Raw genomic sequence first — 23,643 nt, 5'->3', positions numbered from 1 at the left:
AAAATATAATGAGAGCGCTTCTGAAAAACCACCTGCATTGCCATTTCTGTATTAGAAATTGGCTAAAAATGCTCATTTAACACGTATAAACTCTGCTTTCTCACCGACTTTTGCCTTGAACTGACTGCCTCGCTGACGTTTTTCAGAATTTCCCTGTTGCTGAAATGACTGTAACAACTGCTCAAACTGCGCTCTCACTTCAGGATGCTTACGCGCCATAGCCAAGGTGGCCTCCAAATAGCCTATCTTGCTACCACAGTCGTAACGCTTGCCCTTGTAACGATAGGCCAGCACCTGCTCTTCCTGCATCAACGCAGCAATACCATCGGTCAGTTGTATCTCGCTCCCGGCACCTTTGCCCAACCGTGCCAGGTGATGAAAAATGCGCGGTGTGAGTACATAACGTCCAACCACCGCCAGGGTGGAAGGAGCTTCTTCTGGAGCAGGCTTTTCCACAATAGACTGCACTGCTTCCAGATCATCACGAACCGGTTTGCTGTCCACGATACCGTAGCTGCGTGTATCTTCGTGCGGTACCTGCTGTACACCCAGCACCGAGCACTTGTAGTAATCGTACACATTCACCATCTGACTTATCACAGCGGGCTCACCTTCAAGTAAGTCATCAGCCAGTAACACAGCAAAAGGTTCATCACCCACTGCCGGCTGGGCGCACAGTACTGCATGGCCCAAACCCAGCGCTTCAGATTGGCGGATATACACACACTGCATGTCATCAGGCAACAGATTGCGCACGTACTGCAGCATCTCAGTTTTTCCTCGGCGCTCCAGCTCGGATTCCAACTCATACGCCTTATCAAAATGATCTTCAATGCTGCGCTTGCTGCGACCCGTGACGAATATCATTTCGGTAATACCAGCAGCCCAGGCCTCTTCCACAGCATATTGTATGAGTGGCTTATCCACCACCGGCAACATCTCCTTAGGGCTAGCCTTGGTGGCTGGTAAAAAACGAGTACCCAGCCCTGCCACCGGAAAAACCGCTTTACGAATCTTCATGCATCCCCCTTTTTCTACAGAAATCAGTTGTAAAAATAAAAAACAACTTGCGTATCCTTCAGACAAATCTCACGTATAAACCTCTTCTACTATATCGTGATCTCGACGAAATAACACGGAGAACCCAATTGGAAGTTCCATGCGTTGATCATATCAGAACCCAAGAATGCAACATTGTCTGCCCATCCTACCTCATCCTGAACAACCGGACTCGTCTCGCAAACCCGTCAATCTACGTGATCGAGTATGATGCCTTCCAGCAATTTCAGGATTCCGGCCAGCATCAGCGCGAACAACAGGGTGACCAGAGTGTTATAGATACGCCGCGGTTCCATCGGATATTCCGGGTAGGTAGGGGCTTGCAGTACAGAAACTTTATCCAGCATGCGCGTGGCATCGATTCTGCCTTTTTCCAGTGCGGTAAGTGCCGCTTTGTAAAGTTCTTGCGCAAAAGTAACTTCCATTTCCAGTCGCTGAAATTCCTCCATTGTAATATTCAGAGTTTTTCCTGTGGGATTGGCAAGCTTTGCTTTTTCATCGGTAATCTGTCGATCGATGGCAGCCAGAGATTGTCTGAGCATCACTAGGTTCGGGTGGTTACGATCCAGTGTCCTCGGCAGAGATGCCAGCTGAGTTTTGAGCTGGGCACGTTGTTCCTCCAATTTGGCAATGAGGGCATTGAGGCTCTCCACCGTCGCCTGCGGTGAAAGCAGCCCTTTCTTATTCTGATAAGCCAGTAATTTCTGCCTTACCTGCTGGAAGCGCAGTTGAGCCAGATTCACCTGGGTAGTCAGGAAGCTGACTTGTGTTTCCGCCAGTTCATGGCTGATCTGATTCATGTAACGTTCACCTTCGCGCACCAGCAGATTTGAAATAGCCCGTGCCATTTCAGAATCATAAGCCTGGGCGCTGATTCGGAGTACACCCGCATAGTCATCGTACTCGATTGAAACCCGTGAAAGATAGTGGCGATGAAACCATTCCATATCCTTCAACCACATGCGTGAAAGGAGATCATAGTGTTCATCGCTATAGTGTGCCCGCAGATCGAGCTCGGTATCAAGTTTTTTGAGCATATCTACTGAAAGCAGATATTCACGCAATAATAACTGATCCGCACGGTTAACTCCGGCAGTACCGGCAATCAGCATGGATAGATCAAAACTGGGTGCAGTCACCGAATCTGTTTTACGAATGATCACACTAGCTTCCGAAACATAGCGATCGGAAGCAAAGATCAGCCAGTAACCGGTGGCCATGACAGCCAATACCAGAATGAACCCTATCAGGCCTGAAAACAGTCGTATGGAAAACCGGTTTCCCCTGGTATGTCCGAGATAATCACTGAGTTTGCCGGGGTGAGATTCAATTATGCTTTGCTGGAATTGCGTCATTTTTGTATGGTTTCCTTATACGCTTTGAAGGCTTCCTCGATTTTGTCGAACCACTGCGCTTTACCCTGATAAAGTAAAATACCGGCCTCACAAAATTGCCTGAGTGTACTTTCACTGTGAGCGACCATGATCAGTCCGGCGCGATTGGCCATACTTTTGAAAGCTGCTGCTGCTTTGTTACGAAAAGCGGTATCTCCTGCGGCAGTCACTTCATCAGAAATATAGATATCGAATTCAAATGCAAGTGACATTGCAAACTGCAAGCGCGAGCGCATCCCGGACGAATAGGTATTCACCGGCTCATCGAAAGCATCCTTCAATCCTGAAAAATCCTGTATGAACACCAATCGTTCAGGAAGATCGTCCTGGTGGCCATGCAAACGACAGACAAACTTGGCATTCTGGCGCCCGGTTAGAGTCGGTTCCAGCCCACCCTGCCCCATGGGCCAGGAAAGCCGGCAGTGACGCTCCACTTTCCCTTTATTAGGATGGTCGATACCGCCGATGATACGCAACAGGGTAGATTTACCTGCACCATTTGAACCGATCAGGCCGACATTGACATTACGCGGAATCGTCAGATTGACGCCTTGTAATATCCATTTACCAGGACCATGATCTGTTTTATAACGCTTGTATACATCCTCGATAACAATCATCCTGAAAACCCCAGTTGACCGCTTGTTTGTTGCCTTAACATCATGACAATTTTCAACTTTACTTCCATTTTCGTATCACCTCCTTAGTGAGTTCACTACGAGCAGGATTGCACCTTTTTCCGGGCACATGGCTGCGTTGCAACTCCTTGGAAGGGAACAACCATTCCGCGTCGTTGCGCCTTGCCCTGTACCTGGGAAAAGGCACACTCCTGCCCGTCCAACTGAGGTTTTCAGGATCATTTCATCACCAGCTGTAAAGCAAAGCGGCGGTACAGTATCAACCCGAGAAACAGGCTGGAGATACCCCATGCATAAAGATATTCCATGCTGAGGCCCTGCACGGTATGGTAATAGGGAAAGAAGCCTGCACGTGCCAGTTCGAGCCCATGTGCAACCGGATTCAGCATCAGGAGGTCGAGATAAGGCTGGGGTACAGCGGCCAAAGGGAAAATGACACCGGAAATCAGGTATAGCGGCAGCATCAGGATCTTGAGAACGTGCTCCATTTCCGGAACAAGCTCCATCAATACCGATGCAACCAGACCATAACCCATGCCGAACAGCCACAGTCCGAGATTAGCCTGCAAAACCAGCAAAGCATCATACGGCCATGCTTCGTGACCCAGCAGGATCGCCGTACCTATTATGATGATCGAGATGATCGACATCAGAAAAGCTTCCAGTACGGCACGCGCAAGGACCGGATCAAAAGGTTTGACCTGGCGATAAGTGAACAAAGGCCGGTTGGAATCGACTGCGTAGGTTACCTGAACAGCAGTCCGCCGGAATAGAAAGAACGCCAGCATGCCCACGATAATCCATACAGCCACGTCCGCATTACCAACGGTGCGCATACGGATAACGGTAAAGATAAAAACCAGAAAGCCAATGTGCAGAACAGGTTCGATCAGCAGCCAGAACCATGCAGCCCGCATATCGAACAGCCGGTCAAGTGCTTCACGCAGGAAAATTGCCTTCCATACGGCAAAGGAAACGACCAGTGGATTACGGATTTCGGCCATAGCCATACCCGCAAGAAAACAACAGTGGATCAGGTCGAGTCATCAATTCAGCAGGAACATCCGGTTGATTGTCAGGCCAGGCATCGCAACGGATATCAGCAACTTCAGGAATTTGTTGAATTCAGCTTCGGGAGAGTTGGCGACATAAATCACATCGCGATTCTGAACTGGAAAATTCTGGGTCACAAAAAATGATGCGGGGTCACGTAAATCGATCTGGTATACCACGGGTACAGTGCCATCGGCCCCGGTAGTCAGCGGATGATCGGCATCGACCAGTGTTGCATCTTCAAACCGGAATATGAATACACCGCGTGCATCGGCACGGTTATCCGCCAGGCCGCCAGAACGTGCCAGGGCTTGTGCCAGAGAAATACCCTGAGCTTCGAAGAGTACTTCTTCATTCTTACCTGTTGCCCCTAGTACCGAAAAACTTTGCGGCTGATACAAAGCAGTAACCACATCACCCGGTTTGAGCAGAATATTCTGCCTCGGATCCCGAATGACCGAATCGAGCGCCATGGTGGCCGTAACATTGTCACGCGATAGCTGAACTGCCATACGGTTTACAGATTGCTTGACTCCACCGCTTATGGCCAGCGCATCGAGCAGTCTCTCGCCTTTGGGTGTCAGCGCCATCAGTGTGCTGTTATTGACTTCGCCCACGACCGTCACATTGGAAGTGTTGTTCTTGATGACCCGCACCAGTACCTGGGGCTGGTTAGCCTTACCGTACAGCCGTACGATGATTTCTCTTTCAATCTCCTGGGTAGTGCGCTCCCTGACGGAAACCCGGCCGGCAAACGGTATGGCAATTGTGCTGTCCGATGTCACCATTTGTTCGGGGAAGGTAACTCCTCGCGTTGTTGTCGGGCCGGCTGAAGGATCGAGAACGATTGCGCCGAACAGCATTGCGGGGGGGGCTTCCCAGATGGTGACGTCGATTACATCACCAGGGCCGATGATGTAGTTGTTGGTAGATGAACTTGGAAAAATATCGGCGAACTGGCCCAGCTTTTTCGCTTCAAAAAGTTTACGGGCAAGGGTATCGTCGACACCGATCAGCCCGATACCACCCACCTGGCCGGGTTCACTTTTTTTCAGGACCTGCTCCCGGCTTGCACCACTGGCAGAAACCCAGTCCGGCTGGGTTGCACAGCCGGACAGCATGCTTATCAGTATGATTCCCGCCAGCAATAAACCAGTATGAATAAAATGACTCTCTGTGTTCATATTCTTCTTGTTATCCGGAAAAGAGATCAATGGAGATCCATCAGTTTCTTCATAACTTCACAGGTATACCGTATGTGCTGGTCGGTGTGCATGGCTGACAGAAAAAATCTGAGTCTTGCAGCCTTCTCTTCAACCGCGGGATGGATGATCGGCTGGACATTGATACCGGCATCGAAAAACTGGTTGGACAGCCTCGCTGCTTTGAGTGAGCTACCAATGATGGCGGGAATGACAGCATAGCCCTGAGCAAGGCCGCTATTGACCCCAAGGGACTGCATCAACTCCAGGAATTGCTGTCCCCGCTCACGTAACCGTGCTACCCGTTCCGGTTCTCGCTGGAGGATACGCAGTGCTTCCAGAGAAGCTGCAGCCAGGGAGGGCGCCATGCCGACACTGTAGACAAAGCCTGGCGCCGCATATTTCAGGTGCTCGACAAGTGCCCGTTCTCCGGCGATGTAACCACCACATCCAGCCAATGTCTTGCTGAGCGTGCCCATCCAGATATCTACTTCCTTACCTTGGATACCGAAGTGTTCCCGCACTCCTTTTCCCGTTTCTCCCAGTACACCCAGGGAATGCGCTTCATCTACCATCAGAAAGGCTCTATGGCGCTGTTTGATGCGGACGAGTGCCGGCAAATCCGGAATATCACCATCCATGCTGTAAAGCCCTTCGGTGACAATCAGCACACGTTCGAACTGTGCACGAATTTCTGCCAGGATTTGTTCAAGCGCCGCCATATCGTTATGTGGAAATGAACGCCGGGTTGCTCCCGAAAGCTGAATCCCCTGCAATACGCTGTTATGAATGAGGCTGTCGTGAATGACCAGATCCTTGGGGCCGAAAAGACAGCCGATCGTGCTGACGTTGGTAGCATGTCCGCTGACAAATACGATACAGTCATCCACCTCATATAAACTGGCCAGCGCTTCTTCCAGTTTGCGCTGTATCGGCCGCTCTCCTGCCACGAGTCTGCTTGCAGATGCAGATGTACCGTAACGATCGATGGCTTCTTTTGCCGCCCGGTTCACGGCTGGGTGACCCGCCAAACCAAGGTAGCTGTAATTGGAAAAATTGATGAATTCACGCCCATCGATGAGCGTGGTTGCCCCTGCCACACCATCATGTGAACGGAAAAACGGATTTGCCAGACCCAATCGCTCGGATGCTGCCTTGGGCACCAGCATTTTTTCATAGCCGGGAAAGCGGTCAAAACGGGTAAAGGCATCCGGAATCGATGAATAACGGGTTGGACATTCTGACGGGACAGGTGCAGCAATACCCGCCACCTCCATTTTTCTGCCAAGAATATGATCTATGAGATGTGTTCTGGCTTTCCGGGTGAGACTGGGTTTGTTCATGCGATTAAACTTGTTCCTTGTTGAGCAAAATGGCGCACATCCTCACTCAGGGTGTCAATTTCTTCCGGCCTCAATTCCTCTCCATGCTGACGGATAAATTCGGTAACCTGGTTGACTGATTGTCCTTCCTCCGGCACATCTCCTTTACTTGTCAGTTTCTCGACGATACGTGCCGTGACCGTATGAATCGTGGGGGCATCGTTGAGCATCATGACCGGTAATTGAATGCCGAAGCGCCGTTCCAGTCCCAGAGCAAGTTCAACTGCCATCAGCGAATCCATACCGTGATCATGCAGGGAGCGACCTGGCTCGATGCGATCCGGGTTGATGCTCAGGATCTGCGCAACCTCCTCCACTACAAAGCCACGTACGATTTCTGTAACCTCCGCTCGGGTTTTTCCAATAATGAACGTCCGCATATCGATCGATTCGGCAGTTTGAGAGGTGCTGCGTCTGTTCCGATTGAGAATAGCGAAACGGTTACCGGTCGCTGAAGGCAGCAGATGGCTCAGCGTATTCCAGTCGAAATCGGCAGAAATGACAAACCCGATTTCGTTATTGAGCGCAACATCCAGTTGTGCCAGCGCTTCCGCAGCTGAAAGGGGCGGTTTACCGAGACGCTGTTCGAGACTGTCCCTGACGGCTTCGTTACGCGCCAGATATCCCGTATCGCTGACAGGCCCCCAGGCAATACAAGTAGTCGGCAGACCCATGTGCCGACGCATGGCGGCCAACCCTTCGAGCCCGGCATTAGCAGCCACATAATTGGCCTGACCCGGATTTCCGATTGCGGTGGTAACCGAGGAGTACAGAATGAAATAATCCAGCGGTGTACTGATTGTAGCCTGGTGCAAATGCCAGGCACCCAGCAGTTTGGCATCCATGACATTTCTGATACTTCTCTGATCGAGACTGGAAATCAGTTGATCGTCGAAAACCGCCGCTGCATGCAAGACACCTTTGAGAGGAGGCAGTGTTTTGCCGATACGTTCTATAAGTGTATCAACCGCTGTAGCGTGAGTAATGTCACACGCCTGTGCGATCACTTTTATGCCTCGAGCAGCGAAAGTTTCGATGATTTCCTTCACTCCTGGCGTATCCATGCCACGGCGCCCTGCCAGCACCAAGTGATCGACACCCCGTCCTGCCAGCCAGCGAGCAGACTCCAGGCCAAAACCGGAAAGCCCGCCTGTCACCAGCCATGTACTGTTTTTCTCAAATCGTACCACCGGAGCAGGCTGTGAAGGCTGCTCAATATCTGGCTGCCCATTCGCCAGGGATACGACAATTTTGCCGATATGGCGTGCCTGCTGCATCACACGGAAGGCATCCGTAATACGATTCGCCGCAAATACCCGATGAGGCAGCGGCGCCAGAGCCTGCTCACGGAAAAGTGCCATGACCTCACGGAAGAGCTGTACGGCAAGCTTGGGACGCGAAGTCAGTAACTGATCCGCATCGATACCAAAGTAACTGATATTGTTCTTGAAGGGACGCAGGCCAACGGGGGTATTTTCAAAAAAATCGCGTTTGCCCAGTTCAAGAAAACGGCCAAAAGGTTTCAGTACGTCGAGGCTGCGACGCATCGCTTCACCTGCGAGTGAGTTGAGAACCACGTCTACTCCTTCACCCGCAGTGGCATCAAGAATATCGTCAGCAAATGCCAGGCTGCGTGAATCGAACACATAATCGGCTCCCAGCAATTTGACGAAATCCCGTTTCTCATCGCTGCCTGCAGTGGCATAAATTTCCGCGCCAAGATAACGGGCAAGCTGGATGGCAGCGATACCGACGCCTCCTGCTGCACCGTGGATCAGCACCCTCTCTCCCGGCTGCAGAGCTGCCAGCTGCTTGAGCGCGTAATAAACGGTCAGAAAAACGGTGGGTACGGTCGCTGCTGCCTCGAATGACCAATTCTCGGGCATGGGGGCTACCGCATCCGCTCGCGTGACGACATGGCTGGCAAAGCAGGAAGCACCGAATCCCATGACGGCATCGCCGGGTAACAGGCCTTTCACACGCGTACCAACCCGGCTGACGACTCCTGCAAACTCCAGTCCGAGGCTGGCACCTGCAAAACCATTCTCGACGGCTTCATCCGGAAGCAGACCCATGAGGTACATAACATCGCGGAAATTGAGACCGGTAGCCCGGACACATACTTCAACCTCGTCATCACCCAATTGACGCTTAACAACAGGCAACCAGACGAGGTTGCGCAATTGTCCGGGGACGTGAAAATCAAGATGAAATCGTTCGCTCTTTTTCTTTGACGACTCTGTCGTCCTGATCTGCCGGTTCGTTTCTTCCTGCATGACCAGGCAGTAGCGCGCTGCTGCAGAAAGCACAATTTCATTGCTGCCATCCGGGACAAGCAGTTCATTCACCAGCCGATCTGCCAGATTGACGGTTGCCGGGTTACACGCCAGATCGATAAGTGTGCAGGCAAGCTGAGGATACTCGTTCATGACGACACGCCCGAATCCCCAGAGTGCGGATTGTGCCGGACTGGATTCAGATTCGGCCGGGCATCCGGTAATGAGTGTACTGCCACGGGTTACGAGCCAGAATCGAGGAGTTTTCCCGGTTCGGGCAGCAAGCAGCTTCACGTCTTCCATCAACCGGTTTATCGTATCTGCAGCCTGTTCAGGGATATCGTCCCAGCCTGGCAGATAAACGATATGGTCAGTAGTTTGCAGAAGATCCTCGGCTATCCGGCTGGTAATGGTCACCTGCTGTCCCGATGATTGCAGTCGGCTGCCCAGGTGATTGGCCAGAGTTGCAGAGAATTCATCTGCTACTAGCAGCCACGAAGCAGCGACAGGTTCGGAGAAAATCGGGTTGTCTCGCACAAGATTCCTGGCAAGCAGCAGATAAGCGCCTTCGGCCAAACCTTCTGCAGCAGGTTCAAAGAATGTTTCCGTATCCGTGAACCCCGTATCCTTCAGTAATTGTTGCCATGTTGCAGGGGATAACAATGGAGATAATGGCAGATCTGGAGCTTTATCACGCCGACGCCACCAGCCGGGATCTATCCCTTCCAGGAAAGAGGTATTCCAGTCTGAATGCTGCTCAGCCAGCAAAAGAATGCCTCCGACAGCCAGCAGATGCCGGGTTTGAGCCAGCGCTGTGTGTGGGTTATTTGTCCGATGTAATGCGTGGTGCAGGACAATGACATCGAATGCATCAGGTAACTGACGATCGACAGCCAGCTTCAGTGTGGCAGGTTCGTACCGTGCCACGACAATGCTGGCATCCTCCTGATATTCGGTCTGCTGGCGTGCCTGCATAGCCTCATCCGGCAAAGCCAGCACGTAGTCGAATCGATCTTCGGGTAATGAACCAGCCAGTATTTCCGGCAGCCTGCTGGAGCCAGCGGCGATTTCCAGAATCCGCAGCCGGCGTGATGCAGGCCAACTTCCTGCCAGATTCCTGAATATTTCCTGGAGAGCAAGCCGCATTCCCAGATAAACCGGATCATCGTGGTAACGCATTTCAGCCACTGGTGAATGTTTCAACTCATTCAGCAATTTCAGTACATCAGCTTCTCCCCACAACAATGCCGGCAATTGCTGACCAACTCTCCCCATGAGCGTCAGCTGCGGCAGATACGCCGGGAAATCATTTAACAGTGTTTGCCAGACTGTTTCCGGAGAAGGCAGATCAGCATCGATGGTGACAGACCACTGGCCGGCATTATCTTTACTCAGCAATCCTTCATTGATCAGCAGATTCGCCAGCCAGCAGGCATGGGCAGTTGCATGAGGTCCATCAAAAATTTGCTGCCAATCCAGCGGATGATGCTGTTGAATCTGCCGTACAGCCTGCCAGGCAAACGACAATGTCAACGCCTCGGTGAGCGGAAGTATTTCCTTGAATAAGGTATGACGATCATGTTTGACACGATCGAGTTGTGCTCGTGCCTGTTCGATGAGAGCTGATACAGGCGGCATAGCCGTACTCATGCCGTCGAGTGGATGGGGTTTAAGCCAGGGGACGATACGCCAGTTTGATATTTTCTGCTGAACATGATGCTTGAGGTGGGCAGCACGGAATCGGCAGGCCGAAGCACTGGCGATCAGATTATTCTGATTATCCAGCAGCTCGAAATCTGCCAGTACGGAACGGGTGCCACGACGACATAATCTGGCACGCAAGAATGCCACTTTTCCGTTGCCGCAAAAATTCAGCTTACCCATTTTGACGGGAAGCAAGGCGATCCCCTGCCCGGCATCGATTGCTTCACCAAAGAAATCGATCAGTGACTGGAAGCAAAGATCCAGTATCGCCGGATGCAACAAATAATCATCGAAATGCTGTAATCCGGGGCAGGACAAAGTGGCCTCGAGCCTGTCTGCTGCGATATTCATTCCGCTCACACCGCGGAAAACCGGGCCATAATCAAGGCCCAGCCTTGAGGCACGCTGATAATGAACTTCATGCCTGACGTGTTCAGCAGGTATTGTGGGCGAATCGATGCGTGCCACAGGAATTCTGTTGACTGCTTCCAGAATGCGTCCGGAAGCGTGCAGCGTCCATTCGTCATCACTGAGCCGCTGGCGACTTTTGATCTGGAATCCCCCATCACGCGGATCGAGAATCAGATGAGCAGTACGCGCATGTTCATCATCAAAAACCATCGGGGAAATGATGTCGAGTTGCTCGACGATGAAATGCTTTCCTCCCAGCCATTCACGCGCAGCAGCCAGTGACATTTCGGCATAAGCAGCACCGGGATATACGATGGCGCCACCTACCTTGTGATCCGCCAGCCATGGTAAGGTGACCGGATCGAGTGTATTTTCCCAGATGGTATCGATACCCGGAATACGCCAGCCCAGCAGCGGATGTACCCGGCGACGATCCAGCGAATGTAATCCCTCATTCGTCCACGGTATCCAGTGCCGTTCCCGTTGCCACGGATAGTTGGGCAGACGGACCGGTCGACCGGGAACAGGAAAATAAGTCTGCAACAATGGTTGCTCGGCGAGAAGCTGTGCACGTAACGCGGCTTCGGTGATTCTCTGCAAACCGTCATCATTGCGATGCAATGTCGGGATCACACGTCCCTGAACTTCAGCTGCAGCCAGGCATTCACCCATATACCGCTGCAGAATCGCATGTGGTCCGATTTCAATCAGTACCCTGCAACCCAGTTGGGTAATTCTGTTGATCGCAGCAGCAAACTGAACCGGTTGACGCACGTTACGCCACCAGTAGTCCGCATCGAGCAAATAGCCATCGATCTCACTGCCGGTAACAGTTGAAACGAAAGTCGCTCTTTCTGTACAAGCAGGAGCAAGTTCACCCAGCTGTCGGATCAGTATTTCTTCGATGGCATCCATTCGGCGGCTATGGAAAGCATAGTCGAGATCGAGCAGCCGGAAGAAAATTCCCCGGGATTCAGCTACGCTCTGTAGACGTTGCAAACCCTCGAGAGGGCCGGAGAGCGTAACATTGCCGGGACTGTTGATTCCGGCTACTTCCACTGCGGCATCGACACCCAACGTGGCGATAATTTCCTGTACTGCTTCAACAGACAGACCCACTGCTGCCATTCGGCCTTTCCCACGAGTCAACCCCTGTGCCTGACTGCGAATACAAATGACATGAATGGCCTGCTGCAGATCCAGTGCGCCCGATGCCCATGCAGCTGCAATTTCCCCTACGCTGTGCCCTGTAACAACTGAAGGTTCAATACCCTGCTCTTTGAGCAACAGGGTGATGCCTACCTGGATGGCGAAAAGCAGTGGTTGTGCAACGCGGGTATCACCCAGTCTGGAACTTGCATCTCCTGCTTTCAATTCAGCAATCAATGAAAAACCTGTCTGCGGCAGCATCATTCCATCGATTTCACTGAGAATTTCTTTGAACCGGGGAGATTCAGCAAGCAATGCCCGTCCCATCCCTGCCCATTGCGCACCATTTCCCGAGTAGACAAAAGCTATTCCCCCGTTTTGCGGTAATTTATCTTCGACAAAAACCGGGGTAGCCATGTCACCTTTGGCGTAACGATCGAGCAGATCGACCATTGAATCCACCTCACCGGTATGCAGCGCCAGCCTTTTCTCCATACGCTCGCGCCGATAAGCTGCGGCATGGGCAATGTCGTAAAACTCCTGCGCAGATTTGTCTTTCAGCAGTTCGACATAGCGCTCTGCCGTAGCACGCAAAGCGGCTTCGGTACGTGCAGAAAGAAAGAGCGGCGGCAATGATTCCAGGGTTGATGACGTATCAGTCTTGCTTTCTTGAGGAGCAAACTCCTTTAACAGAACGTGAGCATTGGCCCCTCCGAATCCGAAAGAGTTGACGCCGGCAACAAGCGGCTTCTTCCGCTTGCGACTGAACGGCTTATATTTTCTGATCAGCTCCAGGTTGAGTGCCTGGAAATCGATATGCGGATTAGGAGTGTGCAGATGGATTGCAGGTGGCAGCGCCCGATGTTTGAGCGCCAGTATCGTTTTGATCAGGCCGGCCATGCCCGAAGCCGGTTCCAGGTGGCCAAGGTTGGCTTTGACCGATCCAATCGGTAACGGTCTGGTACGTTCCTGACCATACACCATACCGATTGCCTTGGTTTCAACCGGATCACCCACTACTGTCCCGGTTCCATGCGCTTCGATGAAATCAACTTCCTTTGATAAAAGCCCACTGCGAGACAGGACCGCACGCATCAATTCAGCCTGGCCATCGCTACTGGGAATGGTAATACCGGTTTTCCGGGCACCATCGGCATTGACTCCACTGGAAAGAATGACTGCGTGGATATCATCGCCCTCAGCCAGAGCCTTCTCCAGGGGTTTGAGCAACAGAACAGCTGCGCCTTCTGAACGCACATAACCGTCCCCTGAAGCATCGAAAGGCTTGCATCGACCCTCGGCAGAAAGCATGGAGGCTTTAGTGAATCCGACAAACGGATATGGATGAAGCAACAGATTGACTCCGCCAACCAGAGCCGTAGAGGCTTCCCCGTTACGCAGGCAGTTACAAGCGTGATGCAGTGCCACCAGCGATGAAGAACAGGCTGTATCCACAGCCAGTGAGGGGCCGTGCAAATCGAAAACGTAAGAAATACGGTTGGCAGCAATACTGAGCGTATTGCCCGTCATCGAGTGTGAAGTGATGACGGCAAGGTCATCCACCTCGCACATGCCATAATCAAACCCGGCAATCCCCACATAGACCGCACAATCCGAACCCGCTATGGAAGAAGGAGGAATTCCGGCGTTTTCCATGGTCTCCCAGGTCAGTTCCAGTAAAAGACGCTGCTGGGGATCGAGTACTGCTGCTTCACGTGGTGAAATACCGAAGAAACTCGCATCGAATTCTTCTATATGCGATAGAACACCCGCAGAGAAAGTGATACTGCGGCCATGCTCCGAACGTTTGTCATGCTGTAATTCATCGACGGCCCAGCGATCGGCCGGGATTTGGGTTACCAGATCACGTTTTTGTTTCAGTACGTTCCAGAAATCGGTTTCATTGCTTACATCTCCCGGAAAACGGAAAGCAAAGCCAATGATAGCGACAGGAGATGAAGATGATCTGTCAGTGCCATTTTCTTTCGTGCCAGTATTCAGTGATTCGCTTCTGCTATCATCTGTAGCATGCTTACCCATGGATCGATCCATTTTTTATCCTTCTAAAACGACACCATGTCATTCCCGGCAACTTTGAATATAGTTTTATTCAAATGAAAAATAAGCGAATATCTGGAAAATTTTCCACCGGGCCTGCCAATCTCGCCTTTATGCCATGAACATATGCGTATCTTCCGGAAAGGATAATTCTTTACGTGACCAGGTAAACTTCTGAAGTGACCGGTTACAACCCCTCATTTCGAGAAATGAGGATCAGTCACCAGGAAGAAAAATATTCCTTTAGCCACCTTACTGAGTTTTAATCATTCCCCAATCACCTCATGAAAATTCTTCACACATCTGACTGGCATATTGGCAAAACCTTATATGGCCGCAAGCGGTATGATGAATTTGAAGCTTTTTTCACCTGGCTGATAGAAACGATCGAGCAGGAGCAAGTCGATGTATTGCTGATTGCAGGTGATATTTTTGATACCAGTACACCCGGCAACCGGGCACAGCAGCTTTATTACCGCTTTCTGCACCGTGTTGCTGCTTCCACCTGCCGGCATATCGTTATCATCGCGGGAAATCATGACTCTCCCTCCTTTCTCAGCGCTCCCAGGGAATTACTCAGCGCACTGGATGTGCATGTCACAGGCAGCCTGTCCGGCAACCCGACAGATGAAATACTGGTTCTCTGTGATCCGGAGGGTAATGCAGAACTGATCGTCTGCGCCATTCCTTATTTGCGGGATCGGGATATCCGCACAGCAGAAGCAGGAGAAAGTATGGAAGATAAATCCCGCAAACTGATCGAGGGAATACGTGACCACTATGCCGAGACAGTCAGCCTGGCCCGGCAGCAGCGTGCTGCACTTTCATCGTCTATCCCGATCATTGCGATGGGGCATCTCTTCGTCGCTGGTGGACAGACCATTGAAGGCGACGGCGTACGGGAACTGTATGTTGGATCGCTGGCGCATGTTCCGGCCGGAATTTTTCCATCCGATATCGATTATCTGGCACTTGGCCATCTGCATGTTCCCCAACAGGTAAATGGTTCCTCCGTCATGCGCTACAGCGGCTCTCCTCTGCCGATAGGCTTTGGTGAGGCCGGTCAGGAAAAGAGTGTTTGCCTGGTTGAATTCGATCGGCAGATTTCTGCAACCAGTCCTGCTGTCAGACTGATCAATATCCCGATCTTCCAGCCACTCGAACATATCAAGGGAAACTGGCAGGCAATCGCTGACAGAATCTCTGTACTTTCTGCCGAGAATTCATCTACCTGGCTGGAAATCATTTACGAAGGTGATGAGATGATCACCGATTTACAGGAACGCCTGCAATCCGCCATCGTGGGATCACGACTGGAAATTCTGCGTGTTAGAAACAACCGGATCATCAGCCGGATACTCGATCAAATCGACGATGGCGGAACACTGGAGGAACTCAGTACCAACGAGGTGTTTGAACATTGTCTGTCTGCCAGTACCATCCCGGCAGAACAACGAACGGAACTGTGGCACACCTATCAGGAAACCCTCGTTTCTCTCAATGAAGAGGATGTCAGGGCCGAGTGACTATCAAAACGCAAATCCATCCGGAAAATTCAATTCCAGGATTTGGCGGCAATGATGCTTCGTATCGAGCCAACAGTGGCCAGCTTCACCTAATATATCGAAAGGATAATGCTATTCATGATTTCCTCTACTGGGTTATTTGATGACTGTCAGCTCCGGGTTTTTCCGGATCATCAGGCAACGGGATGAACTCCTGACCGTCCCCTACCGGCAGTTCCATACGTTGTGCACGCCAGTCTTCCCGAGCCTGTGCCAGCCTTTCCCTGGAAGATGACACAAAATTCCAGTAAATATAGCGCTCACCTACCGGTTCCCCACCCAGCAACATTACAGTTGATGGCCGTATAGCGACAATATCGACAGCATGACCCGCCTGCAGGACAGCCATCCGTCCCACAGTCAACCTGTTCCCGCCGATCTCGATTTCACCCTGTGCAACATAAACAGCCCGTTCAGGATATTGTGTATCCAGGCCGCGACGTGATCCGGTATCCATTTCCCAGTGCAGATAAAACAAAGGGGAATACGTTTTCACGCCAGCAGTAACACCGCCGGCAGATCCCGCGATCAGACGGCTCGAAATACCCTCCTCCCGATATTCCGGCAATTCATCCGTACCATGATGGTGATAAAAAGCCGGATCCATTTCCTCGTATTCGCGCGGCAACGCCACCCACGCCTGGACACCGTGCATGATTGCGCCATGTACCCTGGCATATTCCAGCCGTTCACTATGAGTAATGCCCTTCCCGGCAATCATCCAGTTTACTTCTCCAGGACGCACCTCCTGCCTGAATCCCAAGCTATCCCTGTGCGTAAGGGAACCACTATAAAGATACGTTACGGTGGCAAGACCGATATGCGGATGCGGCCGGATATCCAGCTCAGGCGGGAAACCAGGTACCAGCTCCAGTGGCCCCATATGATCGAAGAAAATGAAAGGCCCCACCATTTGGCATTTTGTATACGGCAGCACGCGCCCTACTACGAAACCGCCCCCCAGATCACGGGAACGGCGATCAATGATTTGATGTATATCCATCTATCTTCTATCCCCTTCGGCAATCACGGGCTTAGACAGCTGCGCTGCCGCCGCCACGCACGAGTAATACGATACCGATTACAGACGGTGATATCACCAGTTCACCGCCAAGTTCAATTACATCAGCCGCACCCACCGGAACACAACTTATCACACAGAGTTCGGTTGACTGGCAGATTTACGACATACCACCCTCTCGGCACACTCTAATGATCGAACAGGACGAGAAAGCTGCTCTTATCTTCTTATCCTACCTGTTTAGTAAATTCTATACTGTTTGTGCATCCATTCCAGGCTTGGTACTGACAGTGCATGTAATTACCCAAGGGCACCGGAACAACTTGAATTCCGGGCATCAAACTCGAACCTACTAATAAAATCTTATTATTCCGCACACAGGGTAGCTAGCGACATTAGCCTAAAGGTATTCATCTCCTGTCAATGTCTTATTTCTGCAAGTAAAGCACCTGCATGATTAAAGACTATCAAGGATGCTGTGAACTACGTTCTAATTCATTCTTCAAGGAGAGAGTAAATGTTGAAAATCGGGTTTGTATCCCGGATTGGCAGTATCGCCTCAGTATTGGCCTTGCTGTTACCGGCGATTTCATCCGCTGCAGAACCGGTGAGCGTCGATCAAGGCCCAGAGTGGACCGCTTCTGCCAGGAACGATTTCTATAGCCGAGATCAGGGATCTCAGCTCATACCGCTTCGATGGATAGTTGCTTTGAAGCAACCTAATGGCAAGCCCTTCATGGATGAAAGCCTCAGTCGCTATGGTTATTTACCCAATGAAGCAAGCCGACCTGCCGGACTGCCGGTTGGATTTACTGTTACCGGCGGGGGGAATGGACAGGAAATCGGCATGAATTGCTCCGCTTGCCATACGCGCCAAATCGAAGTTGCCGGTACTTCGTACCGAATCGATGGCGGCCCCGGAATCGTTGATTTCCAAAGCTTTCTCGCTGATCTCGATGTTGCGGTGAATACGGTCTTGACGAATCAACAGGCATTTACCGACTTCGCTCATGCTGTACTCGGCCCTTCACCCACTTCGGAAGAAAAGGAAAAACTGCGAGAGGAGGTAGAAGCCTGGCATCTGCCCTACCATACATTGGTAAAACGCGCACTTCCTGCGCAGGCTTGGGGTCCCGCAAGACTCGATGCCGTATCAATGATCTTCAACCGGCTCGCCGGACTCGATATCGGCCCTGCACCTACTTACATAATCCCCGAAAATATTCAACCGGCTACTGCACCGGTACGCTATCCGTTTCTCTGGAATGCCGCAATTCAGGACAAAACCCAGTGGCCTGGATTCTCCAGTAACGGTAACAGCATACTGGGACTCTCCCGAAATCTCGGAGAAGTTTTCGGTGTATTTGGTGTTTTTCATCCTAAAAAAGATGCAGGACATTTGCTGGGTATCGACTACCTGGCCAGTAACTCGGCTAATTTCCAGGGATTGACCGCATTGGAAGATCTGGTAAAGAAAATCGGTCCTCCCAAATGGCCATGGAAGGTAGACCAAATCCTTGCCAGCAAAGGTAAAACAATTTACGAACGCAAGACCGAAGAAGGTGGCTGCGCCGATTGCCATGGTATTGCACCCGGGGAAACCAGGTTTTTCAAGCAAAAAACCTGGAAAACTCCGATTCTGGATGTTGGCACGGATTCAAAGGAATATGAAATTCTCGGCCGTACTGTAAAGACAGGCGTGCTTGAAGGCGCAAAAATTCCATTTCTCGCTGCTCCACTCAAGTCCGTTGATACCGCCTTCAATGTTCTGGGAACCGCTGTCATTGGTACCATTCTCCAGCATTATGTTCCTATCCTGATGAAGACTGAGGATAAGGCACAGGCAGATAGTCTGAAGTCACCGTTTCCACCGGAAACAGAAGCACTCCGACAGGCGTTCATTGCACCGGCAATATCTGAAAAACCAATCTATGCGTATGAATCAAGAGTTCTTGAAGGTATTTGGGCAGCTGCACCTTACCTGCACAATGGATCCGTACCAACGCTGGCGGAGTTGTTGAAACCAGCAGCTGAACGGGCCAGTTCGTTCAAAGTTGGCCCGGCTTATGATATCGTCAATATCGGAATTGCAGCTGAGCAAACTCAGTTTGACTATTATACATTGCAGACTACGGATTGCAGTGACCGAAATTCCGGGAACAGCCGGTGTGGCCACGAATTCGGCACTACACTTTCCTCTGACGATAAAAAAGCTTTGCTTGAGTATCTCAAGACGCTCTAAGCTGAGACGTTAGACCTATCGCATACTCGCTCCTGGTGAAAATCTATTTTCCTGGAGCGAGCCCTGACTCCTCAATATCATTTTTGCCTTTTGCAGCACAGATCAAACAATTTTTTTACTACTCCATTCGGCTATTCCACTTACCGCAGATATATATTTGATCAGAAGCGATTAAATCTTCTGACAGTGATAACAGACAAAGATAAAGTCCAGATTATTTTAAAGCACCCAATAAAAAACCGCCCGTGAAGGGCGGTTATATCTGTTTTGTCATATTTTATTTCTCATTGTTTTGTTCTGCTTTATTCTCACTACTTTGTTCCGTTTTATCTACATTGTCAGGCATGGAATCACGTTCCATTGACATGCTAGGAGGATATTGACCCGGTTTGGGATCCATACAGGCGGTCAATGTAGTAGCTGCGAACAGCAATGTTGAGATAATAAGTGCGAGTTTCATTTTTAGTCTCCTATAAGAAAAAATACATTAGCAATATAGTTCTTCTAACAGTTTCGACTTACTGTCCCCCCTTTCAGAAAGACATTTATTTGATACCAGATATTATATTTCATGTCAAGATTTTTTATCCGTTTACTTGACAGCATCTTGTTAATACAAGACAACTTTATTTTTATAAAACAGCAACCTATTGTGATTACCGCCCACCGGATCAGGGAACGAAAATAATTCATGCAGATATTGCAGATACGCCTCAAAAATCTGAATTCATTGATCGGCGAATGGGAAATCGACTTCACCGACCCCACTTTTGTATCAGATGGTATTTTCTCGATCATCGGCCCGACCGGTGCGGGTAAAACAACCGTGCTCGATGCAATCTGTCTGGCGCTGTATGGGCGCACTCCTCGCCTCAGCAGAATCACTAAAAGTGAAAATGAAATCATGTCACGGCAAACGGGCGAGTGTCTTGCCGAAGTGACTTTTTCCGCTCAGTCCGGCCGTTTCCGGTGTCATTGGAGTCAGCACCGGGCTCGCAAAAAACCGGCAGGAGAATTACAGAATCCCCGGCATGAGCTGGCCGAAGCCGATTCCGGCAAGATACTGGAAACCCGGCTTGCAGAAGTCAGTAGACAAATCGAAAAAATAACCGGAATGGATTTTGCCCGCTTTACCCGCTCCATGTTGCTGGCTCAGGGAGAATTTGCCGCATTCCTGCAGGCAGCGCCGGATGAACGCGCTCCAATTCTGGAACAGATAACCGGCACTGAAATATACAGCCGTATCTCCATACGTGTGCACGAAATCCGAGCGACCAAGCGCCGGGAGCTGGATCAGCTGTCAGCCGAACTCAGCGGAATACAGCCGCTGACTGAAACTGACGAACAGCAATTTCGCACTGACCTTGCGCAAAAAATTCAGCAGGACAGTGAACTGAATGACCAGATTGCCCGCGAACGACAAGCTCTTACCTGGCTGGAAAATATCGCCCGGCTCGAATCGGAATCAAAATTGATCGCGGAACAGCAGCAATCGTGGCTACACCGGAAAGAAGCATTTGCGCCTGAAAGCGAAAAACTCGACATGGCCAACCGCGCACTCGAACTGGCAGGCGAATACAGCAAACTGACCTCGATCCGGAACGAACAGGAAACAGACCAGAATCATCTGACCATTTGTATGGAATCCTTGCCCAGGCTTGAGGAGGCTGTCAAACAGGCCGAACAAACTCTGAAATCCGCCCTCGAACAACTCGAACTCGCACAGATAAAACAGCAGGAAGCTGTCCCGTTGATTCGCAGTGTGCGGGAACTGGATGTTCAGATCCGGGAAAAAGAGTTACCGGTCAATGCTGCGAACAAGGCCATTGCAGAGCAGGAAAAAAGTCGTAACCACCTCCGCAGCCAGCATCAGGAAAGCGAGATTCAGCTTGGCAAGCTGCAAAAAACTCTGGCAGAACTGTCGTTACAACTCGATGCCACTCGGGCGGATGGATCGCTGGTTGAATCACTGGCCGGCCTCCACGAGCAATTCAGTACACTCAGGCAACTTCATGCGCAATACAACGTCAGACTGGTTGCCATCAAAACCAGCGAGCAGGAAATTGCGGCAACCAGCCACGCAACATACGTACAAACGGAAAAACGAGACACTCTAAACAAGGCGCTCGCCCATAGCCAGAATCTGTTCGACCAGAAGCAGACCGAATACAGGCAACTGCTGGAAAACCGCACGCCGACAGACTGGCGGCAGGAAATTGCTGTGCTGTCCGAACGCAAATTGCTGGCAACCCGGGCCGTTGAAGCCATACAAATACGGGCAGTATCACAATCGGCCTCTGCTGAACTGGAAAAACGCACCCACCTGCTGCCGTCCGAGAAAATACGGCTTGCCGAACAGCTCAAAATGCAGGAAGAAATGCTGACTACACTCGAACGGGAAATCAGCCTGCTCGAAACCCAGGATCGGCTGCTCAGCAAGATCAGGCACTTTGAAGCAGCCAGACAACAGTTGCAAGATGACGAACCCTGCCCGCTGTGCGGCGCCCTGCAGCACCCTTTTGCAACAGGAAACATCCCACAGCCGGATGAAACCTCTCTGGCATTAAGTCAGGCAAGAATGGCATTGAAAGCCAAGATTAATGCTGTCTCCCACCTGAAAATCAAACAGGTGGAAATCAACAAGGACATTGAACAGACTGCTGCCAGACAACAGGAACATCACCAGCATATTCTGGCGAGCGAAACACTGTTACAACAATGCAGCACTACCCTGTTTCCGCACGCTACGCTGCCGGATCTGCTGTTACAACTGCCCAGGTTATTGCAAGAAATCACCGATAAACTGGCTCAAAAAATCCGCACCCTGCAATCAGTGGAAACACTGGAAAATGAAATCGGCACACTGCGTGAATCCCTGGATAAAACCAGGGAAACAGCAGCACTTGCCGAACAGGAATTGCAGCGCATGCTGCACAAACAGGAATCCGATACCCGGATGCTGGAACATTTCCGGCAGGAAACGGAAATACTCGCCCGACAACAGCAATCCCTCCTGCAGAAACTGCAACAGGAAACTGCGGTGTATCAATCCGGAGAACTGTCATTCGACAATCTGGATCAGATCGAAGCCCGACTGACTGCTCGGCGGGATCAATGGCTGCAACAGCAGCATGAAAAAGTAGCCCTGGAGCAGAAAATAAGCATACTGACAGTACAAGTACGCCATCAGACAACACAGCTCCGAGAGCATGAAGAGACACTCCGGCTGCGAAAGGAACAGCTCGGTCAGTTACGGCAGGAGCTCACCCGTCTGCACACAGTACGTTCTCAGCGGTTTGCCGATAAGCACCCCGATCAGGAAGAACAACTGCTTGCTGCCGCGGTAACAACCACGCAAAAACAGGTGGATAGCGCACGCCAGCAACTGGAGGCAGATGCACAGGAAGTCAGCAGATTGAAAAACAGAATGGCCGATCTGACCAGAACCATGGCCAACCGCGCCAGCCAGTTGGAAACATTGCTGAAAACCTTTACCGCCCGGCTCGGCCAGTCCGGATTTACAGATGAAACTGCTTTCACGGGCGCCTGCCTGCCGGAAGAGGAACGCAAACACCTGGCGCAACAGGCTCAACGACTCGCTGACGAAAAAACCGTACTGGATGCGCAACAAAAAGATAAAACCACCGCGCTGGAAACCGAACGACTGAAACACATGACTGATCAGCCCGCGGATTTCCACACGCAGGTACTGGCACAATCCATCACCCGTCAGCAGGCACTTCAGCAGGAAATCGGCGGAATACGACAAAAACTCAGAGACAGCGAACACATCAGACAAAAACAGCAGGAACGATTGCAAGCAATCGAGGCACAGAAACGGGAATGTGCCCGCTGGGATCTGCTGCATAGCCTCATCGGCTCAGCAGATGGCAAAAAATACCGCAATTTTGCCCAGGGGCTGACTTTCGAAGTCATGATCCGACATGCCAACCGACAACTACAAAAACTATCCGATCGTTATCTTCTGATTCGCGATCCGGTCCGGCCACTGGAACTCAACATCATCGACAACTACCAAGCCGGCGAAATCCGCTCCACCAAGAATCTCTCGGGAGGAGAAAGCTTCATCATCAGCCTGTCACTGGCACTCGGCCTATCCCGCATGGTCAGCCGCAATATCCGAGTCGATTCCCTGTTTCTGGATGAAGGTTTCGGTACCCTAGACGAAGAGGCACTCGATACCGCGCTGGAAACACTTACTCACCTACAGCAGGAAGGTAAACTGATCGGGATCATTTCCCATGTTGCCGCCCTGCAGGAACGCATCAGCACTCGCATTCAGGTCATCCCTCAATCAGGCGGAAGAAGTGTATTAGTCGGGCCGGGGTGCAAGCACTGCCAATAACAATTCCTAAAACATCATCCTCCTTGCTGTTTTACGGAAGCATTGAAAGAAGTGCAACCGGTGAAACGATATAGCCTACGTCATATAAAATGATTCGATTTTAAAGAGTTGCTCGACGGTTTT

The 23,643-nt window shown here is 51.0% G+C and carries 12 protein-coding genes; 3 read left to right on the top strand and 9 right to left on the bottom strand.

Annotated elements, in window-relative coordinates; genetic code table 11:
- Positions 1–72: 72 nt before the first annotated feature.
- From galU to ABUL11_RS07830, 7 genes are all read right to left on the bottom strand, one after another.
- On the bottom strand, positions 73–1,020 hold the full coding sequence (gene galU / locus ABUL11_RS07860) for a UTP--glucose-1-phosphate uridylyltransferase GalU (protein WP_350283314.1): 948 nt from the start codon (positions 1,018–1,020) through the stop codon (positions 73–75).
- Between the two features lie 227 nt (positions 1,021–1,247).
- Positions 1,248–2,414, bottom strand: coding sequence for a KpsE/RkpR family capsule polysaccharide export protein (locus tag ABUL11_RS07855; protein ID WP_350283313.1), 1,167 nt, complete (start codon positions 2,412–2,414; stop codon positions 1,248–1,250).
- On the bottom strand, positions 2,411–3,073 hold the full coding sequence (locus ABUL11_RS07850) for an ABC transporter ATP-binding protein (protein ID WP_350283312.1): 663 nt from the start codon (positions 3,071–3,073) through the stop codon (positions 2,411–2,413). The genes ABUL11_RS07855 and ABUL11_RS07850 overlap by 4 nt, the downstream gene beginning before the upstream one ends.
- Positions 3,074–3,309: 236 nt before the next feature.
- Entirely contained in the window at positions 3,310–4,095 is a 786-nt protein-coding gene (locus ABUL11_RS07845) for an ABC transporter permease (protein ID WP_350283311.1), read from the bottom strand.
- Between the two features lie 42 nt (positions 4,096–4,137).
- Entirely contained in the window at positions 4,138–5,328 is a 1,191-nt protein-coding gene (locus tag ABUL11_RS07840) for a polysaccharide biosynthesis/export family protein (RefSeq protein WP_350283310.1), read from the bottom strand.
- A 26-nt stretch (positions 5,329–5,354) separates the two neighbouring features.
- On the bottom strand, positions 5,355–6,689 hold the full coding sequence (locus ABUL11_RS07835) for an aminotransferase class I/II-fold pyridoxal phosphate-dependent enzyme (RefSeq protein ID WP_350283309.1): 1,335 nt from the start codon (positions 6,687–6,689) through the stop codon (positions 5,355–5,357).
- Complete coding sequence (locus ABUL11_RS07830; protein WP_350283308.1) at positions 6,686–14,320, bottom strand: SDR family NAD(P)-dependent oxidoreductase; 7,635 nt, start codon at positions 14,318–14,320, stop codon at positions 6,686–6,688. Before ABUL11_RS07830 ends, ABUL11_RS07835 begins: the two co-directional genes overlap by 4 nt.
- 290 nt (positions 14,321–14,610) lie before the next feature.
- On the opposite strand from ABUL11_RS07830, the gene ABUL11_RS07825 reads away from it, so the two are divergent.
- Positions 14,611–15,852: an exonuclease SbcCD subunit D C-terminal domain-containing protein gene (locus ABUL11_RS07825; protein ID WP_350283307.1), complete on the top strand. Its 1,242-nt coding sequence runs from the start codon at positions 14,611–14,613 to the stop codon at positions 15,850–15,852.
- Positions 15,853–15,979: 127 nt separating this feature from the next.
- Here the strand turns inward: ABUL11_RS07825 and ABUL11_RS07820 are convergent, their stop codons facing one another.
- A complete protein-coding gene (locus ABUL11_RS07820; protein WP_350283306.1) occupies positions 15,980–16,894 on the bottom strand; it encodes a pirin family protein in 915 nt (304 codons plus the stop codon).
- 535 nt (positions 16,895–17,429) lie between these two features.
- Here ABUL11_RS07820 and ABUL11_RS07815 point away from each other — a divergent pair.
- Entirely contained in the window at positions 17,430–19,154 is a 1,725-nt protein-coding gene (locus tag ABUL11_RS07815; RefSeq protein WP_350283305.1) for a di-heme-cytochrome C peroxidase, read from the top strand.
- 277 nt (positions 19,155–19,431) lie between these two features.
- On the opposite strand, the gene ABUL11_RS07810 is transcribed toward ABUL11_RS07815, so the two are convergent.
- Complete coding sequence (locus ABUL11_RS07810) at positions 19,432–19,614, bottom strand: hypothetical protein (RefSeq protein WP_350283304.1); 183 nt, start codon at positions 19,612–19,614, stop codon at positions 19,432–19,434.
- 231 nt (positions 19,615–19,845) lie between these two features.
- Here ABUL11_RS07810 and ABUL11_RS07805 point away from each other — a divergent pair, with 231 nt between their 5' ends.
- Positions 19,846–23,520, top strand: coding sequence for an AAA family ATPase (locus ABUL11_RS07805; protein WP_350283303.1), 3,675 nt, complete (start codon positions 19,846–19,848; stop codon positions 23,518–23,520).
- The last annotated feature ends 123 nt before the right edge of the window (positions 23,521–23,643 follow it).

The sequence above is a fragment of the Nitrosomonas sp. genome (assembly GCF_040256045.1).
Lineage (GTDB): Bacteria > Pseudomonadota > Gammaproteobacteria > Burkholderiales > Nitrosomonadaceae > Nitrosomonas.
Note: the sequence above shows the minus strand (reverse complement) of the source record. Positions and strands in the feature narration are given on the sequence as shown.

Coding starts and splice junctions, on each gene's coding strand:
- galU (WP_350283314.1), bottom strand. CDS start 1,020: ATGAAGATTCGTAAAGCGGTTTTTCCGGTGGCAGGGCTGGGTACTCGT.
- ABUL11_RS07855 (WP_350283313.1), bottom strand. CDS start 2,414: ATGACGCAATTCCAGCAAAGCATAATTGAATCTCACCCCGGCAAACTC.
- ABUL11_RS07850 (WP_350283312.1), bottom strand. CDS start 3,073: ATGATTGTTATCGAGGATGTATACAAGCGTTATAAAACAGATCATGGT.
- ABUL11_RS07845 (WP_350283311.1), bottom strand. CDS start 4,095: ATGGCCGAAATCCGTAATCCACTGGTCGTTTCCTTTGCCGTATGGAAG.
- ABUL11_RS07840 (WP_350283310.1), bottom strand. CDS start 5,328: ATGAACACAGAGAGTCATTTTATTCATACTGGTTTATTGCTGGCGGGA.
- ABUL11_RS07835 (WP_350283309.1), bottom strand. CDS start 6,689: ATGAACAAACCCAGTCTCACCCGGAAAGCCAGAACACATCTCATAGAT.
- ABUL11_RS07830 (WP_350283308.1), bottom strand. CDS start 14,320: ATGGATCGATCCATGGGTAAGCATGCTACAGATGATAGCAGAAGCGAA.
- ABUL11_RS07825 (WP_350283307.1), top strand. CDS start 14,611: ATGAAAATTCTTCACACATCTGACTGGCATATTGGCAAAACCTTATAT.
- ABUL11_RS07820 (WP_350283306.1), bottom strand. CDS start 16,894: ATGGATATACATCAAATCATTGATCGCCGTTCCCGTGATCTGGGGGGC.
- ABUL11_RS07815 (WP_350283305.1), top strand. CDS start 17,430: ATGTTGAAAATCGGGTTTGTATCCCGGATTGGCAGTATCGCCTCAGTA.
- ABUL11_RS07810 (WP_350283304.1), bottom strand. CDS start 19,614: ATGAAACTCGCACTTATTATCTCAACATTGCTGTTCGCAGCTACTACA.
- ABUL11_RS07805 (WP_350283303.1), top strand. CDS start 19,846: ATGCAGATATTGCAGATACGCCTCAAAAATCTGAATTCATTGATCGGC.